This is a genomic window from Sorangium sp. So ce1504 (assembly GCF_051521635.1).
Classification (GTDB): domain Bacteria; phylum Myxococcota_A; class Polyangia; order Polyangiales; family Polyangiaceae; genus Sorangium; species Sorangium cellulosum_B.
Genome location: NZ_CP150365.1, coordinates 7,079,162 through 7,100,416 on the forward strand (window position 1 = coordinate 7,079,162; position 21,255 = coordinate 7,100,416).

Below are 21,255 nucleotides of genomic sequence, written 5' to 3' on the forward strand. Positions count from 1 at the left end.
GCGATGGCAGCAGATTTTGAGGCATTTCACGCGCGATTCGCGGCGCTGTTCGCGCGCAGCGAGCCGCGCGAGCAGGCGATCAAGTACGTGCGCTCGCTGATGGGGCCGGCGGCGCGGCGGAACGGTTGGCAGTTGGCCGAGGCCATCGGGGACCGCACGCCCGATCGCGTGCAGCGGCTGCTGTACAGTGCGGACTGGAGCGCGGATGCGGCGCGCGATCTCCTGTTGAACTTCACGATCGAGCAGTTCGGCGACCCGCAGGGCATCGGCGTACTGGATGAAACGGGCTTTCTCAAGAAAGGCACGAAGTCCGTCGGCGTGCAGCGGCAATACAGCGGGACGGCAGGCAAGATCGAGAACTGCCAGATCGGTGTGTTCCTCAGCTACACCAGCCCACGTGGACATGTGATTCTGGATCGTCGTCTTTACTTGCCAGAAGCGTGGTGCAGCGATCCGGCGCGAAGGCAGGACGCTCACGTTCCGGAGGATGTCGCATTCCAGACCAAGCCGCAGCTGGCGATGCAGATGCTGCATGGCGCCTGGCAGCATGGTGTCCCGATGGCGTGGGTCACAGGCGATGAAGTCTACGGGGACGACCCCGTGCTTCGCGACGGCATCGCCGCGCAGGGCCATCGGTATGTTCTCGCGGTCATCTCGAGCACGCCGGTATGGCCCCAGCGACCCGCGGTCGCGGAACCCCCGACCGAACGCGAACACCCTCGTGGTCCGCTCCGCACGCGCACTCGTCTTGCACCGGGCGCGCCGCACGCCTCCACCGTGGCAAAAGTGGCGGCGCAGTGGTCGCCGAAGCAATGGCATCGCCTTGCCGTCCATCAAGGCGAGAAGGGACCCATCGAGTACGACTGGGCCCGCGCACGCGTCGTCGACAGCCGTCGGCGCTTGCCGGCCGACGAGCTCTGGCTCCTGGCCCGCCGCTCTGTCTCGAAGCCGTCGGAAGTGGCCTACTACCTGTCCAACGCCGGAGCCGACACACCGCTGGTAACGCTCGCGCACGTGGCTTCCACGCGCTACACGATCGAGCAGTGCTTCGAGGAGGCGAAGGATGACGTCGGCCTCGACCATTACGAGGTCCGCTCGTGGCCGAGCTGGCATCGGTACATCACGTTGGGAATGATGGCCCTGGCGTGGTTGGCTTTTGTGCGCGCGAAGCTTCCCGCGGAGGGCGCCTTCCCGTACGCCCCGGCGATGAACCCCGACCTCCTGCCCAAAGCAGCGCGCCCGGGGCCGGGGAAGAACGCCGAGCGCATGCAGCAGACCGCGCTTGACACGTCGGGGGAAAAAAGCCCGCGGCGCCCGAAGAAAGCGACGGTCCGCCGACGCTGGCGCCCTGGAGCATTCCCGAAGTCCGCCGCCTGATGGAGCTGGTGCTTCCGCTGCCCGCCCATTCGCCCGAGTTCCGCTGGGCATGGTCGGGGTGGCGACGCCGAAAGCGCGCGCAGGCTCGCGCCTGTTGCTACCGGCGCCGCCGCGACCGACCGCTCGCCCGCGCCCGGGCTCCCTAACCGCGGCTGTAGTACTAGTTCCGTGAATCAGAAATCCCGTCTCGACGCCGTGGCCGCGCCGCATCACGGACACGGAGCGAGATCGGGCGGATATCCACTACGGAGAGGGCGCGGAAACAGCTAATCATCGCTGTTTTATGCATCATCGAGCTCTCCCACTCGTTGTTCCAAATGGGTGGATTGAGGGTTCCGCCGCCCGCCTTTCTCGACCTTGTCGTTGATCCTCCAGGCGCGGAAGTGGGCACCGTCCACGACGACGACGACGAGCGAGCACTTCCGTGCGCTGCGGCATGAGAGCTCGGTCGAGCGGTGGGCGGCGACGACGTGACGTTCACGAGCCAGCATGCGGGGCAGGTCCTGCCGCGATCTCATGAGCAGGGTGGCCCCGGTGCGGGACGTGGCGCGCGCTGGTTCGCAGAGGAGGACGGATGATGTCCGGCGCCTCGCCTGCTCAAGGCGATGGCGATGCGCACCGATCATGGCAGCATGCGTCGCAATGACCCGTAGCAGGGCTCCTGCGGACACCACCATTCCCGTCTCGTCCGATCCCGGGGCGTCGTCCCGTTACGCCATCATCGAGTTCCTCTGCGAGGGTTCAGACACCCTTCTTTACCGGGGTGTACGCGAGGGCGACGGCCTTGCCGTGGTGCTCAAGGTCCTCCGGCGCGATCACGCGAGCCCTCGCGCCCCGGAGCGGCTGCGTCACGAGTACGAGATTGCTCGGGCGCTCGAGAGCACGGCGATCGTCAAGCCCTATGCGCTCGAGATGCTCGGCGATCAGCCGGCGCTGGTCCTGGAGGATTTCGGCGGCGTGTCGCTCGATCGGCTCCTGGAAGGGCCGATGCCGATCGAGCGCTTCTTCCCGCTCGCCGTCCGCCTGGTGGAGGCGCTCGCCGAGGTGCACCGCCATGGCGTCGTCCACAAGGACATCAAGCCTCAGAACCTGCTCCTCAACCCCGCCACCGGCGAAGTGAAAATCACCGATCTGGGGATTGCGTCCCGGATACCCCGCGAGCTCCAGCACCTCGAGCACGTCGGGCTCATCGAGGGGACCCTGGCCTACATGGCCCCGGAGCAGACAGGCCGGATGAACCGCTGGATCGACGAGCGGACCGATCTCTACTCCCTCGGCGTCGTCTTGTACGAGATGCTGGCGGGCGCTCTGCCGTTCCGGGCCAGCGATCCCGTCGCGTGGGTCTATTGCCACATTGCCCAGAAGCCGGTCCCGCCACACGCGCTCGTCCCGTCGATTCCCCCGCCCCTGTCCGCGGTCGTGCTCAAGCTGCTCTCCAAGGCCGCCGAGGAGCGGTACCAGAGCGCGGCGGGCCTGCGGCACGATCTGGACGAGTGCTTCGCCCGGTGGCGGACGAGCGGCGCCATTCAGCCCTTCGCGCTCGGTCAGCGCGACGTCTCCGACCGGTTCCAGGTCCCGCAGCGGCTGTACGGGCGCGAGCGCGAGGTGGAGGCGTTGCTCGGCGTGTTCGAGCGGGTGGTGGCGCAGGGCCGGCCAGAGCTCGTGCTCGTGTCGGGCTACTCGGGCATCGGCAAGTCGTCGCTCGTCGCCGAGCTGCACCGGCCGATCGTGAGGGAGCGGGGGTTCTTCCTCTCCGGCAAGTTCGATCAAACCGCGAGGGACGTCCCCTATCGCGCTTTCCTTCAGGCGTTCCGGGCGCTCTTTCAGGAGATCCTCAGCGCGAACGAGGAGCAGGTCGAGCGCTGGAGACAGCGTTTCCGGGAGGCCCTCGGCGAAAACGGCAGGCTGCTCGCCGACGTGCTCCCCGAGCTCACGCTGCTCCTCGGCCCCCAGCCGCCCGTGCCCGAGCTGCCGCCCGCCGAGGCCCAGAGCCGGCTGCTCGCGACGCTCCAGCGCTTCGTCGCGGCGTGCGCCCGGAAGGAGCACCCCGTGGCGCTCTTCCTCGACGATCTGCAGTGGGCCGACGCGGCCAGTCTCCAGCTGCTCGAGCAGCTCGCCATCTACGCCGGGCCCGCGCATCTGCTGCTGATCGGCGCATACCGCGACAACGAGGTCGGCCCCGCGCACCCGCTGCGGCTCACGCTGGCCGAGGTGCGGCAGCACGGCGCCGCTGTCTCCGAGCTCGTCCTCGATCCGCTCTCCACCGCCCACGTCGGGGCGCTCGTCGCCGAGACGGTCCACGCGCCCGAAGGCCAGGTCGAGCCGCTCTCGCAGCTGGTCTACGAGAAGACCGGCGGTAATCCGTTCTTCGTGCTCCAGTTCCTGATCGCGCTGCACCAGGAGGGGCTCATCGCCTTCGACGCGGACGCGGGCAGGTGGCGGTGGGACATCGCCGCGATCCGCGACAAGGGGTTCACCGACAACGTCGTCGAGCTGATGGCGGGCAAGCTGAAGCGGCTCTCGGTCCCGACGCGGGACGCGCTCAAGCTCGCCGCGTGCCTCGGCAGCAGCTTGGATCTCGACACCCTCGCGCTGGTCGCGGGCCGGAAAGCGGCGGAGCTCCGCGACGCGCTCGAGGAGGCCGTGCGGGAGGGGCTGCTCCTCCGCCGGGGCGACGCCTATCGATTTCTTCACGACCGGGTGCAGCAAGCCGCTTACTCGCTCATCCCGGCGGGACAGCTCGCCGAAATGCACCTTTGGATCGGCCGGCTGCTCCTCAGGGCGCAGCGCGCGGAGGAGCGCGACGAGGCGCTCTTCGACGTCGTCGGCCACCTCAACCGCGGCGCCGCGCTCATCCGTTCTCGGGCGGAGCGGCACGAGGTCGCGGCGCTGAACCTGCGCGCCGGCAGGAAGGCCAAGGCCGCCGCGGCCTTCCAGTCCGCCGCCGCGCTCTTCGCCGCGGGCCTTTCCCTGCTCGCGCCGGACTCTTGGGAGACGCAACACGAGCTGACCTACGACCTGACGCTCGAGCGCGCGCACGTCGCGTACATCACTGGCGGTTTCGACGAGGCCGAGCGGCTCCTGGAAGAGCTCCGCGACCGCGCGAGGACCCGGCGCGAGACGGCCGCCGCCGTCGAGCTCGTCCTTGCCTTCTATCAGACCCGCGGGCAATACGCCCGCGCGGTGGAGATCGGCCTCTCGTGGCTCCGCGCCTGCGACATCGATCTGCCGCTCCACCCCACCGGCGCACAGATTGACAAGGAGACCGAGAGCGTCTGGCAGGCCCTGGGCGACCGGGCCATCGAGGACCTGATCCATCTGCCCCCCATGACGAACCCGGAGATCGAGATCACGATGGGCGTGCTGCAGCGCATAGTCCTCCCAGCGGTCTTCGTGGACCCGGACCTGCACGTTCTCGTCGTCCTGCGCATGGTCCAGCTCAGCCTGCGCCACGGCAGCGCCGAGAGCTCCGCGTATGCGTACACTGCCTTCGCGAGGGTGATCGGCCCGACGTTCGGGCGATACCAGGAGGCCTATCGGTTCGGCAAGCTCGGCTGCGACCTGGCGGACAGGAGCGGCCTCCTCACCACGAAATCGGTGGTGATCAACCTCTTCGGACAGCATGTCGTCTTCTGGACACGCCACTACCGAGAGACGTATCCGTACACCCGCGCCGGCTTCAGCGCCGCGGTCGAGTCCGGCGATCTGAACAACGCGTGCTTCAGCTGCCTCTGGGCCGCGGTGTTCCGGCTGCTCTCTGGCGAGCCGCTGGAGGACGTGCTCCGCGAGGTCGACGAGCGCCTCGGCTTCGTGCGCAGCGCCGGTTACGCGTTCGCGCACATCGCGCTCCTCAGCGACCACGCCATGCTCCAGACGCTGCGCGGGAGACCGGTCCGCTTCTCGATGCTGGACGGGTCCGATCTGGATCCGCCGGCCTTCGAGGCGCAGCTGGAGGAGGGGGATCTGCAGGGCGTTCGCGCTCTCTATTACAGCTTGAAGGCGCAGGCGCTCTTCGTGCTTGGCTCTCCCAGGGAGGCGTCCGCGGCGGCGACCCGCGTGATGGTCGAGAACCCCTTCAGGATCGCGCCGTACCCGCTCATCGCCGAGAACTTCTACTATCTCGCGCTCTCGCTCGCGGCCCTCTTCAACGCGCCGCACGAGGCGCACGAGGCGGGGCCCTCCCCGCAGCGGGCGCTCCCCGAGCGGCTCCTCGAGTGCGAGCGGCAGCTCGGCGAGTGGGCCAGGAGCGGCCCCGATAACTTCCTCCACAAGCACGCCCTGGTCCGCGCCGAGATCGCCCGGCTCCGGGGGCACGAGCCGGAGGCCATCCGGCTCTACGAGCAGGCCATCGCGTCGGCGCGGGAGGGCGGTTTCATCCAGCACGAGGCCATCGCCTGCGAGCTCGCCGCGGCGTTCTACCGCGCGCGCGACCTCGCGACGCCCGCCGACTGCTACCTGCGCAAGGCCCGCGCCGGCTACTTCACGTGGGGCGCCCACGCCAAGGTGGAGCAGCTCGACCAGCGCTACCCCCACCTCGCCCCGCGCAAGCCGATCGCGCCCACCGTCACCTTCGCCGTGCGGGCCGAGCAGTTCGACGTCCTGTCGGTGGTGAAGGCGTCGCAGAGCATCTCCGGCGAGCTCAAGCTCCCGCGGCTGCTCGAGACGCTGCTGCGCATCGTGGTCGAGCACGCGGGCGCCGAGAAGGGGCATGTGCTCCTGCTCCGGGAGGATCGCCTGTCGACCGCGGCGGCGATCGAGACACCTGGGGGCGCGGTGCGGCTGCTCGACGCGGGCGAGGCGCCTTCGGCCGCGCTGCCAGAGGCCGTCCTCAACTACGTTCGCCGGAGCCACGAGCGCGTGCTGCTCGACGACGCTGCCGCCCGGCACCCCTTCATGGAGGACGAGTATTTCAGTCACAAGCGCCCGAAATCGGTGCTGTGCCTCCCGATCGTGCACCAGGCCCGGCTGATCGGCCTGCTCTACCTGGAGAACAACCTCGTCACCGGCGCCTTCACTCCCGGGCGGCTCAGCGTCATCGAGCTGCTCGCCTCGCAGTCGGCCATCTCGCTGGAGAACGCCCTGCTCTACGCCGAGCTGGAGCAGGAGAACGCCGAGCGGCGGCGAGCGGAACAGGCGCTCAAGGCCAATCAGGAGATGCTCCAGGCCATCGTCGACAACTCGGCGGCGTCCATCTACCTCAAGGATCGCGAGGGTCGATATCTGCTCGCCAACCGGCTGGTGAGAACCAACCTGGGCATGCCGAGCGAGCAGCTCCTTGGGAGGACCGATGCCGAGCTCTTCCCTGCTCCGGTCGCCGAGACCATCCACGACCACGACCGGAAGGTGCTCGACGCGGGCGTGCCGATGGAGTGGGAGGAGGAGATCCCGCTGGAGGACGGGCTCCACACCTTCCTGTCGGTCAAATTCCCTCTCGGTGAGGGGCCCGCGCCCCGCGCGCTCGGCGGCATCTCCACCGACATCACCGAGCGCAAGCGGACCGAGCAGGCCGTGCGCTTCCTGGCCGAGGCGAGCTGCAAGCTGATGGCCCTCGGCTACGGCGCGACGTTCGAGAGCGTGGCGCAGCTCCCGGTGCCCGAACTCTCGGATCAGTGCGTCGTCGAGGTGCTCTTCGAGGGCAGGACGCCGGGCTGGACGGTCACGGCAGGGGTGCCCGGCGAGCAGCTGGAAGCGCTGAAGGACGCGCTGCGCCTGCTGGCAGAGGCGTCGCCGGCCGGAGCCGAGGGCGAAGCCGGCCGCGTCACGCCGCTGCTACAGCAGGTGGGTTCGCTCGACCCGCGGGTCAGGCCTCTCTGGGAGCAGCTCGGCGTCCACGCGTTCCTGCGGGTTCCGCTGCTCGCGCGCGACCGGTACTTCGGCGTCATGACCCTGCTGGCGACCGCGCCCGAGCGCCGCTACGGCCCCGCCGACCTGCGGCTGGCCGAGGAGCTGGGGCGCCGCGCGGCGCTCGTGCTCGACAATATCCGCCTGTACACCGAGGCCCAGGAGGCCATCGAGCGGCGGGACGAGTTCCTCGTCGTCGCGTCTCACGAGCTCAAGACCCCGCTGACCTCGCTGCAGATGCAGGTGCAGGCGGCCGAGCGCCTGCTGCACCGCCGCTCGCTCGCAAGCGTTCCCCCGGAGCGGATCGAGGCGATGTTCCGTATCCTCGGCCGCCAGACGTCGCGGCTCGGGCGCCTGGTCGACGAGCTGCTCGACGTCACGAGGATGAACGCCGGGCGGCTGACGCTCACGCGGGCGCCGGTCGACCTTGCGGCGCTGGTGCGCGAGGTCGTCGAGCGGATGCGCCCCCAGCTCGCGGACGCCCGCTGCCCGACGCAGCTGGAGCTGGGAGCGCCCGTGGTCGGGCACTGGGATCCGGATCGCCTGGAGCAGGTCGTCATCAACCTCCTGTCGAACGCGATGAAGTACGGCGCAGGCGGGCCTATTTCTATCGACGTGCGGCGGCAGGCGGATCGCGCGCTGCTCGTGGTCCGGGATGAGGGGATCGGGATCGCGGAGGCCGATCAGGGCAGGATCTTCGAGCGCTTCGAGCGCGCGGTGTCGGTGCGCAACTTCGGCGGTATCGGGCTCGGGCTCTACATCGCACGCTCGATCGTGGCGTCGCACGGCGGATCCATCCAAGTGCAGAGCAAGCCGGGCGCCGGCGCGACGTTCGTGGTGGAGCTCCCGCTGAACCCGCCGGAGGCGGACGAACGCGGCGTCGAGCCAGCCTAGCCCGAGTTTCGCAAACATGAAGGGCTGAGCGGCGCGGAACGCACGGAGGCGAAGCTGAGCGTGGCCGCCGTCACGCCGCCGCCGGTCCCGGCGATGAACTTCGGGATCGGGTGCGCCCAGAAGGGGAACCGGATCTGTCCCCGCTCGTACGCCTGCTCGATCGTCTGCACGTTGCCTTCGAGCTGGCCGGTGAAGCCCCGGGGCCTTCCCCGGCGGGTCGACGATCTGCCGAGGGATACCTCCCGGCCTGCCGGAGAGGTCGCTCGATCAAAATCGCCCGACGAGGCCGAGCCCGGCGCTGCTCGGTCCGAGCGCCATCGGCGCGGGGAGCACGAACGGCTGGTTGACGTCGTCGCGGACCAGCACCCTTCGCGGCACGAGGAGGCCTGGCACGAGCAGGGCGGCTCCCGTAATCTGGACGAGCCCGTCGAGGACGAGCGCCATGGTCTCGAGGTCGTCCTGCCGGGTCGTGGCCAGGGTGATGAAGGGGCCTGCGCACGGCACGAACAGCGCCGCGTAGCCCGGGGAGCCGCGGTATACCGCGTCGCCGCCGCCGATCGCGGTGAACAGGTAGACGGTTCCGAAGACGATCGAACCGCTGATCACGAGCCCCTTGCGGACGCGCGTCTCCGGATGATAGCCGGGCGGCACCGGCTCGCCCTCCCTCCAGGGGAGCACCTTCGGGCCCGCGGGCGGGGCGCCGTGGCCGCCCCGGAAGTCCGCGGCCAGCGGCTGCTGTGGCGCGAGCGGGGGCTGCCCCTGCACGAGCGGCGGAGCAGGCGGAGCTCCGTCGTCCGCCCGTGCGTGCTCCGCGCCAGAGAATGAGGCAACAAGCCCGGTCGCTACAGCCAGCGACCATCGTTCAAGCGATCGTCGATTCCACATTTCAACCCCCCGCGCTCGCGCTCTCGCATGCTCCGTGACCGCGCGCCGGCAGCACCCGACAGACGAGCCTACACGAGAAGGGTCAGGTCCGAGCGCCGGCGCAGAGCGTCGCGCCGTCGGAGGTGAACGCCACGCTCACCGCAGCGCTCGACAGGCGCGCGAATGTTCGCTAGGCTGCACCTCGATGTCCGTCCCTCGCGCGCGCTCCCTACGCCCCTGCCTAGGCCTACGGCCCGGGGGCCTTTGCGCGCGCTGCTGACGACGTCGCTCCTCGCAGTACGGCCCCCCTCGGTTTCCTTGGTCCCGATGGGGGTCCTCCGCCTCGTCGTCGTGTCGTGACGACTCCCATCGCTAGCTTTCAGGGAGTCCTGTCATGTCCACGATGCCTGTCCACAAGTACAAGCCCTTTCAGCCCATCCATCTGCCCGATCGCCGCTGGCCCAGCCGCGTGATCGAGAGCGCGCCGCGCTGGTGCAGCGTGGACCTGCGCGACGGCAACCAGGCCCTGGTCGAGCCCATGGGCCTCGAGCGCAAGCTCCGCATGTGGCACGAGCTCGTGCGCATGGGGTTCAAGGAGATCGAGGTGGGCTTCCCCAGCGCATCGCAGCCGGACTTCGATTTCGTGCGCTGGATCATCGACCAGGGGCTCATCCCGGACGACGTGACGATCCAGGTGCTCACCCAGGCGCGCGCCGAGCTGATCGAGCGCACCTTCGAGGCCATCCGCGGGGCGCGCCGCGCCATCGTCCACCTCTACAACTCCACCTCCACGCTCCAGCGGCGCGTGGTATTCGGCCTGGATCGCGCGGGCATCGCCGAGATCGCCGTGCGCGGGGCCCGGCTCGTGAAGGAGCTCGCGGCGCGGCTGCCCGGGACCGAGGTCGCGCTGGAGTACTCCCCCGAGAGCTTCACGGGCACCGAGCTCGATTTCGCGAAGGAGATCTGTGAGGCCGTGATGGACGTCTGGGAGCCCACGCCATCACGGAAGATCATCCTGAACCTGCCCGCCACCGTCGAGATGTCGACGCCCAACGTGTACGCGGATCAGATCGAGTGGATGCACAGGAACCTGAAGCAGCGCGACAGCATCGTGCTGAGCGTGCACCCGCACAACGACCGCGGCACCGCCGTGGCCGCGGCGGAGCTGGCCGTGATGGCGGGCGCCGATCGCGTCGAGGGCACGCTGTTCGGGAACGGCGAGCGCACGGGCAACGTCGACGTCGTGACGCTGGCGCTCAACCTGATGTCCCAGGGCGTGGATCCCGAGCTCGAGATCCATGACGTCCAGTCGATCAAGGAGACGGTCGAGCACTGCAACCGCCTGCCGGTCCACCCGCGCCACCCGTACGTCGGCGAGCTCGTGTACACGGCCTTCTCCGGGTCGCACCAGGACGCGATCAAGAAGGGGTTCAAGGCGCTGCGCGAGGGCGGGAGCCCGCTCTGGGAGGTGCCGTACCTGCCCATCGATCCGCAGGACGTCGGCCGCAGCTACGAGGCGGTGATCCGCGTGAACAGCCAGTCGGGCAAGGGCGGCGTGGCCTACGTGCTCGAGCACGATCACGGCTACGCGCTGCCGAGGGGGCTCGCCGTCGAGGTGAGCCAGGCCGTGCAGCGCAGGGCGGAGCGGACCGAGGGCGAGGTGCAGAAGGCCGAGATCCTGGCGATCTTCGAGCGGGAGTACGTGAACCGCGCAGGGCCGCTCCGCGTCACCCGGCACAGGCGCGTCGGCCAGGGCGCGGACGAACGACACGAGTTCCATGTGCAGATCCGAGGCGCCGCCCACGTGCTGAGCGCCGCCGGCGGCAGCCCCGTCGAGGCGCTCGCGAGCGCGCTCTCGCGCCACGCGGGGATCGCGATCGCGGTGGACGAGCACGCGGCGCACGCGCTCCCGAGGAGCGCCGGCGACGAGACGGCGGCTTACGTGGCCATCTCGGTCGGGCGCAAGCGCAGCTTCGGGGCGGGGACGCACGGGGACGCCGACATGGCGTCGCTCGCCGCCGTGGCGTCCGCGTGGAACCGCGCGCGGCCGGCGGATGCGGCGCAGCTCGCGGCGGCAGCGGAGTGAGCGGGCGCGCGGTCGCTCAACCCCGCCGGAGGCGCCCGCGCAGCGAGACGAAGCGCCTGGACGCGCGCGCGCGCGGTGCTACCCTCGCGCGCCGACGGCGGAGCTCCTCCGGCGGGTCCGGCAGCGCGGCCACAGACGGCAGACGCGGGAACCAGCAGGGGCGACGTTGCAGACGCCACGTTCCCTTATGATGCCTTCTCCCCCACGCCGCATCCCGAGCTCGCGCCGCATCCCGAGCTGCCTGTGGACACGCACCTCCGGTGCCTCCCTCCAGCGCGCGAGCGGGGGGACCTGGGCAGGGTGCGCCTGCGGTGCCGGGCGTATCCGTCGAGCTCTGGAAGCAGGACTGGCTGCGCTGGAACACAACGAGACAATCAAGGTGAGTGAATGAGCAAGGTGGAAAATCCGGCACTGAGAGGGTTCAACCCCGATCCGTCGATCGTTCGCGTGGGGGACGATTACTACATCGCGACCTCGACGTTCGAGTGGTTCCCGGGCGTCCAGATCTCCCACTCGAGAGACCTCGCCAACTGGCGGGTGGTCGCGCGGCCGCTGGAGCGGTACTCGCAGCTGGACATGCGCGGCAACCCCAACTCCGGCGGGATCTGGGCGCCGTGCCTGACCTACGCGGACGGCTTGTTTCACCTCATCTACACGAATTCGCGACGCTGGGCGGGGTCGTTCAAGGACGTCCACAACTACCTGGTCACCGCGCCTTCCATCACCGGCCCGTGGTCGGAGCCCGTGTACCTGAACAGCTCGGGGTTCGATCCTTCGCTGTTCCACGACGACGACGGCCGCAAGTGGCTTGTGAACATGGTGTGGGATCACCGGCCGGGCAACAACCCGTTCGGTGGGATCTTGCTCCAGGAGTACAGCCCGAAGGAGAAGAAGCTCGTCGGTCCGGTGGAGAACATCTTCCGAGGCACGGCGCTCGGGCTCGTGGAGGGGCCGCACCTCTACAAGCGAGATGGCTACTACTACCTGCTCACCGCGGAGGGCGGCACGTTCATCACGCACGCCGCGACGGTGGCCCGCTCTCGCTCGATCCACGGCCCTTACGAGGTCATGCCCAACAATCCGCTCATCTCCAGCGCGTCCCACCCCGAGCTGCAGCTCCAGAGCGCGGGTCACGGTAGCTTCGTGGAGAACAAGGACGGCTCGTGGGTGTTCGCGCACCTGTGCCGTCGCCCGCTGAAGAATGGCCGGTCGACGCTGGGACGCGAGACGGCGCTGCAGGGGATCACCTGGGTCGAGGGGTGGCCGCGGCTGACTTCGGGCGGGCAGGTTCCGCTGGACGTCTACGAGGGGCCGAACCTGGCTCGCCACGAATGGCCGAAGACACCCGAGCGCGACGACTTCGACAAGCCCGCGCTGGGGATCGAGTGGCAGTCGCCGCGCGTGCGGCCGGCAGACGTGAGCAGCCTCGCCGCCCGACCCGGGTACCTGCGCCTGATCGGGCGCGAGAGCATCACCTCGAACTTCGAGCAGAGCCTCGTCGCGAAGCGCCAGCAGGCCAAGCACGTGCAAGCGACGGCGTGCATGCAATTCGCCCCTCAGCACTTCCAGCAAATGGCGGGCATCGTTGCGTTCTACAGCACGGACTCGTTCTACTATCTCTACGTCTCGCGGGCGGAGCACGCCGAGAAGGCCCTTTCGCTCATGAAGTGCGAGCGAGGGAACCTGACGTTCCCGGTCGAGAAGGAGTACGTGCTGGACGGGGCGGAGAACATCTTCCTGCGGCTCGAGATCAAGGACGATCGGATATCGTTCTTCTACTCGCGGGATGGCGTCACCTACCACACGGTGGGGTGGGAGCACGACGCGTCGATCCTGTCGGACGAGCACGCGGTGCCCTGCGGGTTCACGGGCAATTTCGTCGGGATGGCGTGCCAGGACCTGGCCGGCACACGCCTGCACGCGGACTTCGACTGGTTCGACTACCGCGAGATCGGGTGACGTCCGAACAGGGAGACAGCCGCAGCCCCGCGCTGGGCGAGCGGCTGAGCCCGTATCCCATGAATGTGCACCCCTCTCCGGCAGCCGGCTAATAGGCCGGCTCCGGCGCGCGCTCCTTGCCACGGAGGTGGATCTGGAGCGTCAGCATCCACGCAGTCGGCGCCGCGACGAGCACGTGCGGCGACGGCGGCGGGGGCGCGCTGTCCTTCACGAAGCTCGAGGCGTAGACGTACTGCGCGTCGTAATACTGCAGGCCCACGAGGTTCGTGCCGTTCAGGGCGAGCTCCATGCCGCGCCAGCCGACCGCCGCGACGGCATCGAGGCTGATAGCGTCCTTGCCGTCCCGCCCGCCCGGGAGGGAGCGACCCGCCATGCCCTCGACGCCGGCGCCCACGCGGACCGTCACCTCCTTGCCGGAGAGCCGGCCGACGACCCCCGAGGCGAACACGTCGTCGCGCAGGACGAACGCCGGCGCATAGGGCACCGGGTCGCCCTCCGCGAAGCGCGCGTCGGACCCGGTGAAGCGAGCGTGGGTGTACGTCCCGCTCAGGTGCGCGCCGAACGGGCCGGAGCGCGCGCTCATCACGACCTGCGCGCCTGCGCGCACCGACGGCGGGGCCTCGACGTGCTGCCGGGACGCCGCGTCGAACACGCGGTCATTGCCGAGCCACGAGCCGAACCCCACGGCCGAGCCCTGGAAGGTCTTGCCCCCCTTGAGCCGGACGCCCGCCTCGACGCTGCGCACCTTGGTGAACGGCACGCGCTCTCCCTCGTCGAGGTCGCGCGCCTGCGGGGAACGGAACCCCTCGCCGTAGCTCGCCACGAGATGCACGCCGCCGCTGACCGCGATGTCGGCCATGGCCTTGCTCGACACGACGAAGCCCTGCGCGGTGCGCTCGAGCCCGGCGTTGCTCGTTCGATCCCGCACGCCGTACGAGAGCGAGTCGAGGCGCGCGCCGCCACGGACGACCACGCGCTTGATCGGGTAGAGCGAGAGATCGGCATAGGCGGCCACGTTCGTGGCGTCGATCGTCGCGTCGACGAGCGCGGCGTTCTTCGTGCCGTCCTCGAACAGGCGCGTGTCGGTCTGGTCGACCGTGTCCACGCGCGCGTAGGCGCCCATCTCGATGGAATCGCGCTTCGAGGTGATCTCGACGCCATGGCGGTAAAGCACCGTGAGGCCGAAGGTCGAGGCGTCGTTCACCATCTCGCTGTCGTCGCTCCGGACGATCGGCTCGCCGGCGAGCTGGTCGAGCGCGTACCCGGTGAGGTTCTGGTGAAACGTCGTCTTGGTCTTGCCCGCGAAGCCGCCGATGCCCATCGTGCCCTCGCCGAGGCTCCACAGGACATCGGAGCCGACGAGCGCCTGCGATGTCCTATCGCGGCCGAGCGGCCGCTGCGCCGCGTAGGGGTCGGCTCCCCGCTCCACGGGGCCCTGCGGCAGGTAGCCGGGAAAGTCGAAGCGCGCCGAGCCGATGGCCACCGTCGCGCGGAACTGGACCCGGTTTTCGCCCCCGCCGAGCTGCCCGACGAAGGAGCTGCGCTCGCCGCCGCGCGCGCCGCCCGGCCCGTCCGTGGCGTCGGTCTCGAAGGCCGCGAACGTGTCCATCATCTCGTCGTGCTCGGGCGCAAACGCGATGAGGACACGCCTCGTCCCGAACGAGCCGACTCCCCCCTTCAACCAGAAGCCCGGCGCCTCCAGGCCGAGATCCATGCGGAGCGAGCCGGCGACGCCGAAATCGCCTTGCCTCGGATCGTGAGGGCCGCTGGCGATCCGGACGGAACGGACCACCTCCGGCATGATGAGGCGCATGTCGGCATATCCAGGAGCACGGATGTGCGAGACCTGGTTCATCGGGATGTTGCCGGCGAAGATCTCGACGTCTTGACCCGAGGTGCCGTCGAAGCCGCGCAGCGAGAGGTGCGGCGCGCGACCGGGCAAGCCACGATCGCTCATGAAGACGCCCGGGAGGACCCGCAGCACGTCGGCGCCCGAGCCGTGCGGCGCCGCGGCGAGGACCTGCGCGTCCGCCTCGACGTCGGAGGCGCTCCGGGCCGGCGACTTCGCCCGCACCCTCACCTCGAGGGGCTCGTCCTTGGGGGCACAGGCGTCGATCTCGGCCTGGGTCGCCGCCTCGCGGACGCACCGCTCGTAGCTGTCGGCGCGGGCCACCGACGGCCACAGCGAGGCACAGAGGAGCGGGACGGCGACGGCCAGCGCTCCTGTCGGCCCGAGCCGCCGTGATGGCCATCCCCTCGAGCCCCGTCCCCCGCGGTGTCTCATGAGGCGATGATACAGACAACGAGGCCGGAGCTTGGGTGAGAAGCGTGGGATGCGTGGGAAGCGCGCGTCATGACCTTGCGACCTCGCGCCTCGCCCGACGTCGCCGGGTAAGCGTGCCGCGATCGATTGGATTTCGATACCAGCCAACGGCCCGCACGGCCCGCGCGGCGGAGACGTGGCCGGATTGACGGGCGTGTGGAGCGCGTTTATCCGTGCGCTGATGGCCCCGAGCTCTCCCTTGCCCGCGCAACCGCGGACGATCGCCGAGGACGCGCGGCGGGGATCCCCAGGCGCCGCTCCGCCGGGCCCGGAGGCCGCGCTCATCGCGCGGGCGGTGGCGGGAGAGCCGGCCGCGGTGAGGGCGCTCGTCGACCTGCTGACGCCCACCATCCAGGAGCGGGTGATGCGGCCGCTGTTCCGCCGCCGGCGGGCCGCGGGGCACCGCGACGTCCGGCAGGAGGTCGAGGACCTGACCCAGAGCGTGTTCCTCTCGCTCTTCGCGGACGGCGGGCGCACGCTGCGCCAGTGGGACGCCGGCCGGGGGCTGCCGCTCACGAGCTTCGTGGGGCTCGTGGCCGAGCGCGAGGCGTGCTCGATCCTGCGCAGCCGCCGCAGGAACCCCTGGACCGAGCAGCCCACCGAGGACGACGCGCTCGAGCGCGCGGACGGCGCCTCCGTGTCGCCGGAGCCCGCGGCGATCTCGCGGGAGCTGCTCGCGGCGATCGCGCGAAAGCTCCGCGATCGGCTGAGCGAGCGCGGGATGGAGCTCTTCTACCTGCTGCTCGTCGACGAGCGATCCACCGAGGAAGCGTGCGCCATCACGGGCATGACGGCGGACGCCGTGTATGCGTGGCGGAGCCGCATCGCCCGGCTCGTCCGGCAGATCGCCGCGGAGCTCGCGGCCGAAGCAGAGCCGAGAGGGCGCGGCGCCTCGCCGAGCGCGGCGAGCCCGGGAGGGGGACGATGAACGATGACGATCTGCTGAAGGCGCTGGCGCGCGCCGCGCGCGAGCACGACCGGGCGAGCGATCCGCGCTGGTCAGCGAGGGCGCTGGGGACGCTCGAGGCCGGCGAGCGCGATGCGCTGGAGGCCGAGGCGCAGCGCTCTCCGGAGGACCGCGAGGCGTGGGAGGCGTCACGCCCGCTGGACGGCGAGGCGCGGGCGAGGATCGCAGACCGGATCCTGGCCGGGCTGCAGGCGAGCGCGGGCGAGCGAGGCGCAGAGACGGGAGGCGCCGCCGCGGAGGCGGCGGAGGCGGAAGGCGCCGCCGCGGCGGCAGGCGCGGAGGCGGCAGGCCCGCCACCTCCGGGACAGCGCGCGGCGGCGGCGCGCGGCGGCCAGGTGCTCCCGCTCCCGCGAAAGCCGGGCCGAGCGCCCTGGCGGATCGCGGCGACGGCCCTGGCGGCGGCCGCCGCGGCGGTCCTCGTCGTGCGGCTCTCGCTGGAGGGCGACAGGCACCATCCGCGCGGCCTGCTCGACGATCCAGGCGCGGTGGCCATGCTCCCGGTGCCCGCCTACGCCATGACGCTCGCAGGCGGCGAGGTCCGCGAGCGCTCCGCCTCGAGCGGCGCCGACGCGACCGCGCGGCTCGGGCCCGGATCGAGGCTCGAGATCACCCTGCGGCCCGCAACCCGGGTCGACGGCCCCGTCGCGGTGCGCGCCTTCCTGATCCAGGGCGAAACGGCGCGCCCCTGGGACGTGCACGCCGACCTCTCGGAGCAGGGCGCTGCGCGCATCGAAGGCGACACGGAGACGCTCTTTCCCGGAGTGCCCGAGGGCGAGTGGGAGATCGCGATCGCGATCGGACGGCCGGCGGCGCTGCCAGACAGCGCGGCCGGACTGGCGGACGCGCGGCCGTCCGAAGAAGAAAAAGACAATAAATTCAGAATCTTACGATTCAACGTGCTCCTCCTGCCGCGCGCAGCGCCGCCCCCCCTCCCCACCGCCCGACCCGCCGCGCCCTCGAAGGACCCATGACGCGCTGGCGAGCGCTCCGGCCCGCGCTGGGCGCAGCGATCCTCGGCGCGGCGGCGCTGGCGCCGGGATGCGACGCGCGCCGCCCGACGGGGACCGCGGCCCCGGCGACCTCCGGGGCGTCCGCGGACCTGGCGACCGCCGCGGCGCCCGCGCCGCCCCTCGAGGTGGAGTTCGCCGGCTGCAGCGCCGTGCACGCCGGACCCGCCTGCGCGCTTCCAGACGACCGGACCCTCCGCATCTGGGTGAAGGCCCCCGCGGACGCCCGCGTCGCGATCGCCGCCGACGCGGCCGCCGCGGCGGACACCCCGCTCTCCGCGCTCGACGGGGCACGCGTCCAGGGAGGCGTGCTGGCGCGCGTCCCCGTCCCGGAGGGCGCCCGCGCCCTCTCGGTGACCGCCGAGCGGGGCGGCGGGCGCGCGTCGTTCCGCCTGGAGCTCCGCCCGGCCATCGACGCGCCCCGGCTGAAGGAAGCCGAGGCGCTGCGCCGGCGCGGCGACCTCGACGCGGCGTCCTCGGCGCTCGACGCGCTGGCGTCCGGCGCGGACCCCGCCGTCCAGGCCCTGGCGATCGGCAAGCGCGCGCGCGTGGACCTCGCGCGCGGCAGGATCCCGGAGGCGCTCGCGGGCTTCGAGGCGTCGATCCGGGCGCACCGGGCGGCGGGGCGGATCTCCGACGAGTTCCTCGACCGCTTCGCGCTCTCGTACGCGCTCGTCTTCAACGGGCGCAGGTTCGCGGAGGCGCGGGCGGCGCTCGACGCGCTCGGGCCGCTCGAGGCGAGCCATCCGGAAGGGCGCGCGGTGAAGCCGTACTACGCGGCGCTGCTCGCGTCCGAGGCGGGCGACCTGCGCGCGGCGCTCCGGCAGCTGGACGCGTCGGCGGCGGGCGCGGAGCGCCTCGGCCTGAGCGACCACCGGCTGCACGTGCTTCAGGAGCGCGCCGACGTGCTCCAGACCCTGGGCCGACCGCTGGAGGCGCGGGCGCTGCTGCGCGATGTGCAGCAGGCGTCCTCCCCGCCCGGGAGGGCCCCGTGCGAGCGCGCCTCCCTGCTGAACGACCTCGGCTGGAACGCCCTGCAGGTCGCCTGGGCGAGCGGCGGGTCCAGCGGGCCGCCCGAGGGCGCCGAGCGGCCTCGAGCCCTCGCGGACGCCGAATCGCCGCTCACGGCCGCGCTCGAGCTGTACGGGGCCGCGTGCCCGAAGCCGGCGAAGCGCGCGAACGCGCTGACGAACCTGGCCCTCGCCAAGCTGGAAGCCGGCCAGACGGACGCGGCGCGCGCCCTGCTCGACGAGGCCCGGCGGACGGACGCGCGCCCCGACGCCGGCGTGGCGATGTACTGGCTCGAGATCGAGGGGCGCGTCGCGCTGGGCAGCGGCGATCCAGCGAGCGCGCTGGAGATCTACGGCCGGCTCGCGCGGCTCGCGGACGCGAGCGAGCTGCCGGAGGGCCGCTACCGCGCGGCGCTCGGCCGCGGGCGGGCGCTCGAGGCGATGGGGCGGCTCGACACGGCCGCCGTGGCCTACGAGCAAGCGGAGGAGCTGCGGGGCGACCTCGGCGCGCTCGTGCCGCTCGGGCAGGGCCGGGGCGGTTACCTCGGCCGCCTCGAGGAGAGCGCGCGGCGGCTCGTCGACCTCCTGCTCCGGCGCGATCCGCGCCGCGCGGCGCGCGCCGCGCGGCGATCACGCGCGCGGGCGCTCGCGGCGCTCCGCTGGATCGACCGCATCGAGGCGCTCGGCGGCGAGGAGCGGGCGCGCTGGGAGCGCGCCCTCGCGGCGTACCACGACGCGCGGGCGGCCTTCGACGAGGAGGGGCGCGACGACTGGCGGCTCTCGTCCGACGAGCTCGAGGCGGTCCGTGTCGCCCGGGCTGCGCACGGGCGGTCGATCCGCGCGCGGCTGGAGGAGGCGCTGCTCCTGGTGCGACAGGGGGAGCCCGCGGCGGTGGAGGTCGAGGCGGCGCCGGCGCTGGACGAGGGCGAGCTGATGCTCGTGGTCCATCCGATCCGCGAAGGATGGGCCGGCTTCGCCGTCACCGGCGGCGGCGTCGTGGCCAAGCGGCTGCCGGCGCTCGACGCCTCGGCCCCCGCCGCGGCGCTGGCCCCGCGGCTGCTCGCGCCGTTCGATGCGCAGCTGCGCGCCGCGACGCGCCTCCGCGTCGCCGCCCATGGCGAGCTCGCTCGCGTCGACTTCCACGCCCTGCCCTGGGACGGCGCGCCGCTCGTCGCGCGCATGCCGGTGACGTACGGCCTGGATCTGCCCCGGGGCGGCCCGCGGCCCGCGGAGGGCGCCGGCGCGGGGCAAGCGCCGGAGCGCGCGCTCGTCGTCGCGGATCCGCGGCGCGATCTGCCGGCCGCGCGGCGCGAGGCGGACGCGGTCGCGGCGGCGCTCACCGGGAAGGGGCTGCGCGTCGAGCGGCTGTCGGGCGGGCTCGCCACGCGCCGCGCGGTGGCCGGCGCGCTGGAGGAGCCCGGGCTCGCGCTCTTCCACTACGCGGGCCACGGCGTCTTCGGGGGCCTCGACGGCTGGGACAGCAGCCTCGCCCTCTCCGGCGGCAGCGAGCTCGCCGTGGGCGACATCCTGGCGCTGCGCCGAGCGCCCGCGCGGGCGGTCCTGTCCGGCTGCGACACGGCGCGCACGGAGGCGGCGCCCGGGGCGCGGGGGCTCGGGCTCGGCCTGGCCCAGGCGCTGCTGATCGCCGGCGCGCGCTCGGTGATCGCGGCGTCGCGCCCGGTCGACGACGCGCTGGCTGAGCGGGTGATGGCCGCGCTCTACGCCGGCGAGCGGGGAGAGCCGGGCGAGCAGCTCCGCGAGGCGACCCTCGCGGCGCTGCGCGCGGATCCGTCGAGCGACTGGGCGAGCTTCCGGGCGCTGGTCCCCTGACAGCCCCGGAGAACGCTCGAGATCTGTCAGAGGCCGGGAGGCGACGGCGAAGAACAGCTCGACCCCGGAGACGGCCTACGGAGGATGTGAACGATGCGTACCTCGATTTTCGGTCTGAGCGCCCTTGTCCTCACCGCGTGCGGTCCATCGATGGACGCCACGCCCGTCGAGTCGGCCACGGAGACCGGCCAGGCGGCGCAGGCGCTGTCATTCGGTACGCGGCCGCAGCCGCAACGCCGGATCAAGGACGAGCCCATGCAACCGGCAGATCCTCAGTGCGGCGCGTGCGCGGCGTACGTCCTGAGCGCTCGGACGCTGTACCTGTTCATCGCGCAGAGGGAGTCGATGCCCAACGTCTCGATGACGCTGTACTCGACGAGGGGTGTGCCGCTCGCGACCTACAAGGTCGCTCCGAAGCCCGACGGCTCCGCGAAGGCCCTCTACGCCCTGAACCAGGGGCTCGTCAAAGACGTGGGATGGGCCACCGTGCGATGGCTGGACGAGGGCGTGACGCATGAGCTCCGCGCAGGCGTGCAGACGACGTGGAGCGGGTGGGCCGTCCTGGGCCAGCAATGACGGTCGGAGGCTGAAGAGAGGTCGCGCGCAGGGCCGTCGGAGCGAAGAGCGACGGCCCGCGCCGCACAGGCGCTGCGCGAGAGACCGCGACGGCGCCTGCCAGGGTTGGCGGGCGCCGTCGCTCGAGGTGGCCAGCGATGACGCCGCTTGTCAGCGCGGCGGCGTCACCTCGAGGACCGCCCCCTTCATGGGTGGAAGTTCACCGGCACCTTGTTGCTCGCGCCGCTCCCGTTGCGCACGCGGATGTACCCGGGGCCGACGCCGCTCGGGACCTGCACCGTGAGGCTCGTCGCGCCGATGCTGGTCGGGCTGGCGAGGGCGGTGTGCGTGGCGTCCACGAACTCGACCTGCGCGCCGGGCCCGAAGCCCGAGCCGGTCAGGCTCACCGTCGTGTTCCAGTGCCTGTTACTTCGCCGCGGCTCCCCGGGGCCTGACATGGACCGAGAAAAAAAATGATGGCGGGGGCTCCACCCGAGAGGAGAGGCCGGGCGGTCGCGCCGCCGGCCAGGTGCGCCGAGCCC

11 protein-coding genes and 1 pseudogene are annotated in these 21,255 nt (G+C 71.6%); 8 read left to right on the forward strand and 4 right to left on the reverse strand.

The features are described from left to right. Positions 1 to 3 precede the first annotated feature (3 nt). Positions 4 to 1,149: pseudogene (locus WMF39_RS26610) on the forward strand (IS701 family transposase); the annotation flags it as partial. An 870-nt stretch (positions 1,150 to 2,019) separates the two neighbouring features. Beyond that, positions 2,020 to 8,112, forward strand: coding sequence for an AAA family ATPase (locus tag WMF39_RS26615; RefSeq protein ID WP_437739289.1), 6,093 nt, complete (start codon positions 2,020 to 2,022; stop codon positions 8,110 to 8,112). Here WMF39_RS26615 and WMF39_RS26620 read toward each other — a convergent pair. Both WMF39_RS26620 and WMF39_RS26625 read right to left on the reverse strand, forming a co-directional pair. After that, positions 8,109 to 8,282 carry a hypothetical protein gene (locus tag WMF39_RS26620; RefSeq protein WP_437739290.1) on the reverse strand — a complete coding sequence of 58 codons (174 nt, stop codon included), beginning with the start codon at positions 8,280 to 8,282 and terminating at the stop codon, positions 8,109 to 8,111. The genes WMF39_RS26615 and WMF39_RS26620 overlap by 4 nt on opposite strands. Positions 8,283 to 8,379: 97 nt before the next feature. Further along, positions 8,380 to 8,877 carry a hypothetical protein gene (locus WMF39_RS26625; RefSeq protein ID WP_437739291.1) on the reverse strand — a complete coding sequence of 166 codons (498 nt, stop codon included), beginning with the start codon at positions 8,875 to 8,877 and terminating at the stop codon, positions 8,380 to 8,382. A gap of 493 nt (positions 8,878 to 9,370) precedes the next feature. Between WMF39_RS26625 and leuA the strand changes: the two genes are divergently transcribed. Then, the gene (gene leuA / locus WMF39_RS26630; protein ID WP_437739292.1) at positions 9,371 to 11,062 is read left to right on the forward strand and encodes a 2-isopropylmalate synthase; all 1,692 of its coding nucleotides are present in this window, start codon (positions 9,371 to 9,373) and stop codon (positions 11,060 to 11,062) included. 387 nt (positions 11,063 to 11,449) lie between these two features. Further along, on the forward strand, positions 11,450 to 13,021 hold the full coding sequence (locus WMF39_RS26635) for a glycoside hydrolase family 43 protein (RefSeq protein WP_437739293.1): 1,572 nt from the start codon (positions 11,450 to 11,452) through the stop codon (positions 13,019 to 13,021). Between the two features lie 88 nt (positions 13,022 to 13,109). On the opposite strand, the gene WMF39_RS26640 is transcribed toward WMF39_RS26635, so the two are convergent. Then, positions 13,110 to 15,305 (reverse strand): TonB-dependent receptor, encoded by a 2,196-nt coding sequence (locus tag WMF39_RS26640; protein ID WP_437739294.1) that lies wholly within the window; start codon positions 15,303 to 15,305, stop codon positions 13,110 to 13,112. 238 nt (positions 15,306 to 15,543) lie between these two features. Here WMF39_RS26640 and WMF39_RS26645 point away from each other — a divergent pair, with 238 nt between their 5' ends. The 4 genes from WMF39_RS26645 (at position 15,544) to WMF39_RS26660 (ending at position 20,734) form a co-directional block, all read left to right on the forward strand. Further along, on the forward strand, positions 15,544 to 16,272 hold the full coding sequence (locus WMF39_RS26645; protein ID WP_437739295.1) for an RNA polymerase sigma factor: 729 nt from the start codon (positions 15,544 to 15,546) through the stop codon (positions 16,270 to 16,272). Continuing rightward, the gene (locus tag WMF39_RS26650; RefSeq protein WP_437739296.1) at positions 16,269 to 17,282 is read left to right on the forward strand and encodes a hypothetical protein; all 1,014 of its coding nucleotides are present in this window, start codon (positions 16,269 to 16,271) and stop codon (positions 17,280 to 17,282) included. Before WMF39_RS26645 ends, WMF39_RS26650 begins: the two co-directional genes overlap by 4 nt. After that, entirely contained in the window at positions 17,279 to 20,158 is a 2,880-nt protein-coding gene (locus tag WMF39_RS26655; protein ID WP_437739297.1) for a CHAT domain-containing protein, read from the forward strand. The genes WMF39_RS26650 and WMF39_RS26655 overlap by 4 nt, the downstream gene beginning before the upstream one ends. 93 nt (positions 20,159 to 20,251) lie before the next feature. After that, positions 20,252 to 20,734: a hypothetical protein gene (locus tag WMF39_RS26660; protein WP_437739298.1), complete on the forward strand. Its 483-nt coding sequence runs from the start codon at positions 20,252 to 20,254 to the stop codon at positions 20,732 to 20,734. 185 nt (positions 20,735 to 20,919) lie between these two features. Here the strand turns inward: WMF39_RS26660 and WMF39_RS26665 are convergent, their stop codons facing one another. Then, on the reverse strand, positions 20,920 to 21,171 hold the full coding sequence (locus tag WMF39_RS26665) for an IPT/TIG domain-containing protein (protein ID WP_437739299.1): 252 nt from the start codon (positions 21,169 to 21,171) through the stop codon (positions 20,920 to 20,922). Positions 21,172 to 21,255 lie beyond the last annotated feature (84 nt).

Excerpts from the sequence above, each read along its gene's own strand:
- WMF39_RS26615 (WP_437739289.1), top strand. The coding sequence starts at position 2,020 with ATGACCCGTAGCAGGGCTCCTGCGGACACCACCATTCCCGTCTCGTCC.
- WMF39_RS26655 (WP_437739297.1), top strand. The coding sequence starts at position 17,279 with ATGACGCGCTGGCGAGCGCTCCGGCCCGCGCTGGGCGCAGCGATCCTC.
- WMF39_RS26665 (WP_437739299.1), bottom strand. The coding sequence starts at position 21,171 with ATGTCAGGCCCCGGGGAGCCGCGGCGAAGTAACAGGCACTGGAACACG.
- WMF39_RS26650 (WP_437739296.1), top strand. The coding sequence starts at position 16,269 with ATGAACGATGACGATCTGCTGAAGGCGCTGGCGCGCGCCGCGCGCGAG.
- WMF39_RS26635 (WP_437739293.1), top strand. The coding sequence starts at position 11,450 with ATGAGCAAGGTGGAAAATCCGGCACTGAGAGGGTTCAACCCCGATCCG.
- WMF39_RS26640 (WP_437739294.1), bottom strand. The coding sequence starts at position 15,305 with ATGAGACACCGCGGGGGACGGGGCTCGAGGGGATGGCCATCACGGCGG.
- WMF39_RS26660 (WP_437739298.1), top strand. The coding sequence starts at position 20,252 with ATGCGTACCTCGATTTTCGGTCTGAGCGCCCTTGTCCTCACCGCGTGC.
- leuA (WP_437739292.1), top strand. The coding sequence starts at position 9,371 with ATGTCCACGATGCCTGTCCACAAGTACAAGCCCTTTCAGCCCATCCAT.